The sequence below is a fragment of the Amycolatopsis rhizosphaerae genome (assembly GCF_007713715.1).
GTDB classification, from domain to species: Bacteria; Actinomycetota; Actinomycetes; order Mycobacteriales; family Pseudonocardiaceae; genus Amycolatopsis_E; species Amycolatopsis_E rhizosphaerae.
Genome location: NZ_VJWX01000490.1, coordinates 1 through 5293, shown reverse-complemented (window position 1 = coordinate 5293; position 5293 = coordinate 1). Strand labels below are relative to the sequence as shown.

The following is a 5293-nucleotide window of genomic DNA, read 5'->3' as shown; positions in this document are numbered from 1 at the left end:
CTCTCCCACTCACTCGCCTTGCCTGCCCCGCCGCTTGCCGAAATCCCACCAGCGTCCGCGAGGCCGGCCCTCGTGCTCGGGCCGTCGGACACCACGAACCAGGGTGACCCGGTCCGGCGGGCGAGCCAACCGTAGCCTCCCAGAGATCACAAGCGGCCGCTCCGTGTCCGCCAGCACCCACTCCCGAGCCACCTGAATGCCGTTGTCGAACCACTCCCGCCGCTCGATCGGTCGGCTCAACACCGACTCGAACCACTCGCCCGCCCGGTCAACCAGCACCTCCACGGTGCCGGAATACACGACCTCCGCCTCGGCCACCGGGAAATCGAACGGGGCCTCGTGCCAGGCGAGACCTCCCACGATCTGTGTCCCATCGAACTCCACCACAGCCGTCAGCACAGCGTTCTGTGTCTCCGGGTCATCCAGCCACACACCCGCCCGCAGAAGTCGCTCGTCGTCAACCGGCTGATAAGCGAACGTGTCATCAGCAGCTATAGGCCACGCACGAGCCACCGCCCGGGCACGCAAGCCTGCCAGAAAGGAATGACCGGGCTCGCTGGTGGGGTAGACCTCGACGGTCTCCTCATAAAACTCAAACCAGTCCTGCTCGACGAAACCATCGACGGAACCGCCTCCCATACCTACTCCCTGGACTTGGCTTGCCCTGACCAACGCCAACGTACCCGGGCCCGCTGCTCCGGCACTGACCGAAGCAGGGACCCGGGCCACCGGCCTACTGCTTAGAACCAACTGCTGATAGTGCTGCCGATGTCGTTGATGAGGTCACCGATATGGCTGCCGGTGATCGCACCGACGACGCCTCCGGCAATCCCACCGATGAGGCCGCCGACCACCGTTCCACCACCGGGTTCGATGAAGGTGCCAATCGCCGCACCCCATTCGGCGCCAAGTTCACCGCCGGCCAAGGCTCCGCCCAGCGCGCTGGTGTCCTTAACGGCGGTCTGCACCTTCTGCCCGTCCGGCGCGGTGGCGACGTCGTAGATGTCAGCTGCAATGCCCAGGACAGCGAAACCTCGTCCTGCCCACTTGAACGCTGTGCTCAGCTTGCCGAGGATTCCCGCTGCCTTGCTCGCGTCCTCGGCCGCGGCCGCCGCCTTCAACTCGTCGAATCGGCCCCCAGGTTGGTAGTCCGAATTCGACGGGAACTGCTCAGGGTTCATGTCTACCTGGCACGATGTGCAAGGCCCGAATGGCTTCGGTGACTGCTGATAGCTCTTAATCATCCGCGCCTTCGAATAGTAAGGCTGGTCGACCGGCACCCCAAGCTCTGCGGCCGAAACCCGCTCGGCGCAATTCCTGCATGGGTCGCCGTAGCGGTTGGTGACAGTCTCTGCCCCATGCGCCATATTAATTACGGCCCTGTCGGTCACAGGGTCGTAGGCCATGACGTACGTACCCTTCGTCACCTCGCCCGCACGGCCCGTCGCCTGCTTCTGCGCAACGTAGTCATCAAGAGTTTGCTCCATCCAATCGAAGAACTCCTGTGATCCCGGCCGGGGAGCGCCGTTGGCGTCGACGAACTCGTGGCCGTCCATCTCGATGTTGGAAAGCGGGTTTCCGCCGCCGAAGGCGTAGCGGTTGCCGGTGTAGGGGTCGGCCGTCATGTTCAGGTCGGCCAGAGCACCCTCGTAGCTGTCCCGCGACAGGAAGCGGTTCGTGCCCGGGTCGTAGTTGCGGAACCCCATGTCGTAGGTGCCGCTGGAGGTGTCCACGCGGTCGGCGTTGAATCGGTACGCGTTGTACGGATCTGTGCCCGCCGGCTGGCTGCCGGGCTTGTCCACACCGGTGGCCTGGCCGGTGTCGTCGGAACCGTAGGCGGTGTAGCCGTAGGTCGACTTGGTGTTGCCGGAGGTGTCCGTGATCGCCTGGACGTTGGTGTGGGCGTCGTAGCTGTAGTAGGTCGCTTCCTCGGTTCCGTCCGTCTTGTGGACAATCTGGTCGAGCCGCTCGCCCCACGGCGAGTACTGGTAGGTCTTGGTGAGGGTGCCGCCGACCTCCTCGCCGACGACGGCGTTCGACGTCGCGAGGAAGTCGAAGGCGGTGGTCTTGGCGTTGCTGGTGCCGGCGTTGGTGGTTTGGGAGATCTTGCGGCTGAACGCGTCGTAGACGTTGGTGGTGGTGCTCATCCCGACGCCGTTGAAGGTCTGTTGGGAGGTGACCCGGTCGAATCCGTCGTATGTGTAGCGGTCCTGCACGGTGGAGCCGGAGGTGACCGTGTCCACGCGGCCGAACGGGTCGTAGTTGAACGTCCCGGTCAGGCCGTTCTGCGTGGTGGACAGCTGGCGGTTGCGGTCGAAGACGTTGGTGCTCGTCACCCCGGCGATGGTCTGGGCGGTGATGTTGCCTGCGAGGTCGTAGGTGTAGTTCTGGTTGTCCTTGCCGTCGGAGTTGGTGACGGACGCGATCTGGTCGCGTGGCGTGTAGGTGTTGGTGGCGGTCCGGTTCAGGCTGGTGCTGCCGTTGTCGGCGTTCTGGGTGACCGAGACGTCCTGGGTCTGGTTGCCGTTCGGGTCGTAGGTGTAGGTGTGCTGGGCGACCACCGTTCCCGCCGGATTTTTCTCCACTGTGGACGTCAGTGAGTCGTCCAGGTTGTAGGTGGAGGTGACCACGTTGTTGTTGCCCTTGGTCTCCGTGGCGATCTGCATCGACGGGGTGTAGGTGTAGCTGGTGGTCTTCGGGTTGGGGTCGTTCGACGACTCCTTGTTCACCACTGTGGACAGGAGGTTGCGGATGTCGTAGGTCGCGGTGGCGACAGCACTGTCGTGTGTCTGGGTGAGCGGTTTTCCGTTGGCGTCGTATGCGAAGCCAGTGGTGTGCTTGACGGTGCCTGACAGCTTCTCTTGCAGCTGCGTCATCCGGTTGAGGCCGTCGTAGGTGTAGGCGTAGTCGTCGTACTGGGCGCCGGGCGAGGTGTCGGCGATGTCGACAAGGTTGCCGTTGGCGTCGTAGGAGTACGAGTAGGACAGTGGTTTCGGCTGGGTGTCACCGGAGTTATCGCGGACCACCTTGATCGCGTCCGCGGTGACCGCGCCGCCGCCGTTCTGCGCCAGTGTGATCTTCTGCTCGGTGCCTGTCTGGGTGAACGAGTAGCTGCCGAGCGATACCCAGGTGCCGGCGTTCTTCGTCTGGTCGACCGTCTGCGTGGTGCTGCCACCGTTGTGGTCGATCGTGTAGCCGGCGTTGGTCGCGGCACCGCTGACCGGCGGGTACTGGACGTACACCTGGTAGGTGCCGTCCTCGGGGATGTTCAGGTTCCAGGTGAACGCGCCGCCACTGCCACAAACTCGGACGCGCGACCTGCCATATCCCCGCTGCTGCGACCGCAGGAGGCTCGCAGTCCGATGCCTGACCGCCCCAAGCGTGACAGCGACGACTCTCCCGCAGGCAGATCCGGCTTCGACCTTGAACTGGACATCGTGGTCATGGGTGCCCAGTCAGGCGATGAAAACAGTGTCCGTCATCTGTACCGCGCGCTGCAACCAAGGCTGCTGAACTATCTGCGAGTCATGGTCGGAGAAACCGACGCCGAAGACGTCGCCTCCGAAACATGGAGCCGGGTCGCCCGCGACCTGCGCTCGTTCCGGGGAAACGGCCAGGACTTCCGGGCCTGGATCGTGACCATCGCCCGGCACCGCGCCATCGACCACCTCCGACGAAGACGCCCCACCACACCGCTGGCTCCACACGACATCCCCCACCAGACAGCACGCAACGAGACCGAACGCGACGCGATCAACGCCATCAACACCGCCTCCGCGCTCGCCATCATCGCTGGACTACCCCCCGACCAAGCCCAAGCCATCCTGCTCCGCGTTGTCATCGGCCTGGACACCCCGACCGCCTCCCGCGTCCTCGGGAAAAACCCCGGGGCCCTCCGCATGGCCGTCCACCGAGGGCTGCGCAACCTCGCCAAACGAATCCAAGCAACTCCCGGCGATCAACACGACCAGCCGCCGATACCATCCGCACCGACAACTCCGTACCGGAGCATGGAACCAACATGACCGACCGCAACTCGCATGAGGACCTCGATCCCGAGCAGACCGACCGTCTTCTCGATGCCAGTGCCCACGGCGACGCACCCGCAGGCGACCCACTCGCCGCCCTGCTCATGGCAGCGGCATCCGGCCCCCAGGATCACCCACTGCCCGGAGAAGAACAGTTCCTCGCCCAATACCGCGAAGCACAACCCCCGGCCGCCAAGATCAGCCGTATCCGTCGGCCCGCCCGTGCAGCAGTCGGTGCAGCACTCATCGCACTCTCACTTGGCGGCATCGCCGTCGCAGCAGAAATAATCCACCCCTCCTCAAACCAGCAAGAACACCCCACCGGCCCGAACACCACGACACAAAGCTCCACCACTATCGGCACCAGCCCCGCACGCTCAACCAGCGAAATCACGACACACCCCGAGCAACTCACCGGTTCCAGGCAACCACCTCGCGCCCCCGAAAGCGATCAGCAAGACGCTTCACACCACCAGGAGACTCCAGCCAAGTATCAGAAGAAAAAGGCGCAGGGCAAGAAGGTAACATCAGACCCTCATCTCCCGGCCAAACCAATAAACACAGCTCGATCGTCTCGCACCCCAGGGCAATCGCGAACAAGGAAATAGACAAGCACTCAACTTCACGGCGTAGTCGGAGTCCTCGATACGTTTCGCGCGCCGAAGCCTGTCTTCGGCCGAGGCCGGTCTGTCGGCCAGCCTCGCCAGAGACTCCCGCAATCTGCAGCGGGCCGATGCGCTCACGAACCCGCAGCTCGCCGACCGCAGGGCGGCGCTGAACAACCTCACCCGCGGGGGCGGAGGGCTGCGAGCATGGTTGACAGGACCTGCCATATGCGCCCATGACGGAGATACCAGAGCAGCAGCACTCCTGGAGGTCGTCATGGCATGGGTTGAGCAGTCAGGGCAGCACTCGTGGCGAGTCCGCTACCGGCACAACGGAGCCGCCAGTGCCCGCTCAGTCGGCGGGTTCCGCAGCGAACACGACGCGCGGGCTTACGCGGCCGATATGGCTACCGACCAGCGGCGCGGAACCTGGATCGACCCCACCGCCACCCGCACCACCCTCGCCGAATGGGTCCAACGATGGCTACCCGCCATCGACCTCGACGAACGCACCCTCGAGAGCTACCGCAGCCGACTACGCTGCCACATCCTCCCCCGCTTCGGCGCAACAGCGCTGGGCGCCATCACCGCCCTCGACATCAACCTCTGGACCAAGACCCTGGCCCAGCGCTGTTGCGCCGAAGCGGGGGAGGATGTGGC

Annotated in this window: 5 protein-coding genes; 3 read left to right on the top strand and 2 right to left on the bottom strand. The window is 64.6% G+C overall.

The genetic code is table 11. From position 1 onward, the window contains the following. Nucleotides 1–9: 9 nt before the first annotated feature. Nucleotides 10–639 (bottom strand): hypothetical protein, encoded by a 630-nt coding sequence (locus tag FNH05_RS31345; RefSeq protein WP_144592468.1) that lies wholly within the window; start codon nt 637–639, stop codon nt 10–12. Between the two features lie 101 nt (nt 640–740). Continuing rightward, nucleotides 741–3347 carry a golvesin C-terminal-like domain-containing protein gene (locus tag FNH05_RS31340; RefSeq protein WP_483964237.1) on the bottom strand — a complete coding sequence of 869 codons (2607 nt, stop codon included), beginning with the start codon at nt 3345–3347 and terminating at the stop codon, nt 741–743. 15 nt (nt 3348–3362) lie between these two features. Between FNH05_RS31340 and FNH05_RS31335 the strand changes: the two genes are divergently transcribed. The 3 genes from FNH05_RS31335 to FNH05_RS31325 all read left to right on the top strand — a co-directional run. Next, nucleotides 3363–4025 carry an RNA polymerase sigma factor gene (locus FNH05_RS31335; RefSeq protein WP_144592466.1) on the top strand — a complete coding sequence of 221 codons (663 nt, stop codon included), beginning with the start codon at nt 3363–3365 and terminating at the stop codon, nt 4023–4025. Next, entirely contained in the window at nt 4022–4636 is a 615-nt protein-coding gene (locus FNH05_RS31330) for a hypothetical protein (protein WP_144592465.1), read from the top strand. The genes FNH05_RS31335 and FNH05_RS31330 overlap by 4 nt, the downstream gene beginning before the upstream one ends. Nucleotides 4637–5036: 400 nt before the next feature. Beyond that, nucleotides 5037–5293, top strand: a 257-nt coding sequence (locus FNH05_RS31325; RefSeq protein WP_246128052.1) for an N-terminal phage integrase SAM-like domain-containing protein, incomplete at its 3' end; no start/stop codon positions are given.

What these genes read in the sequence shown, in the direction of transcription:
- FNH05_RS31345 (WP_144592468.1), bottom strand. Translation starts at nt 639, where the DNA reads ATGGGAGGCGGTTCCGTCGATGGTTTCGTCGAGCAGGACTGGTTTGAG.
- FNH05_RS31335 (WP_144592466.1), top strand. Translation starts at nt 3,363, where the DNA reads ATGCCTGACCGCCCCAAGCGTGACAGCGACGACTCTCCCGCAGGCAGA.
- FNH05_RS31330 (WP_144592465.1), top strand. Translation starts at nt 4,022, where the DNA reads ATGACCGACCGCAACTCGCATGAGGACCTCGATCCCGAGCAGACCGAC.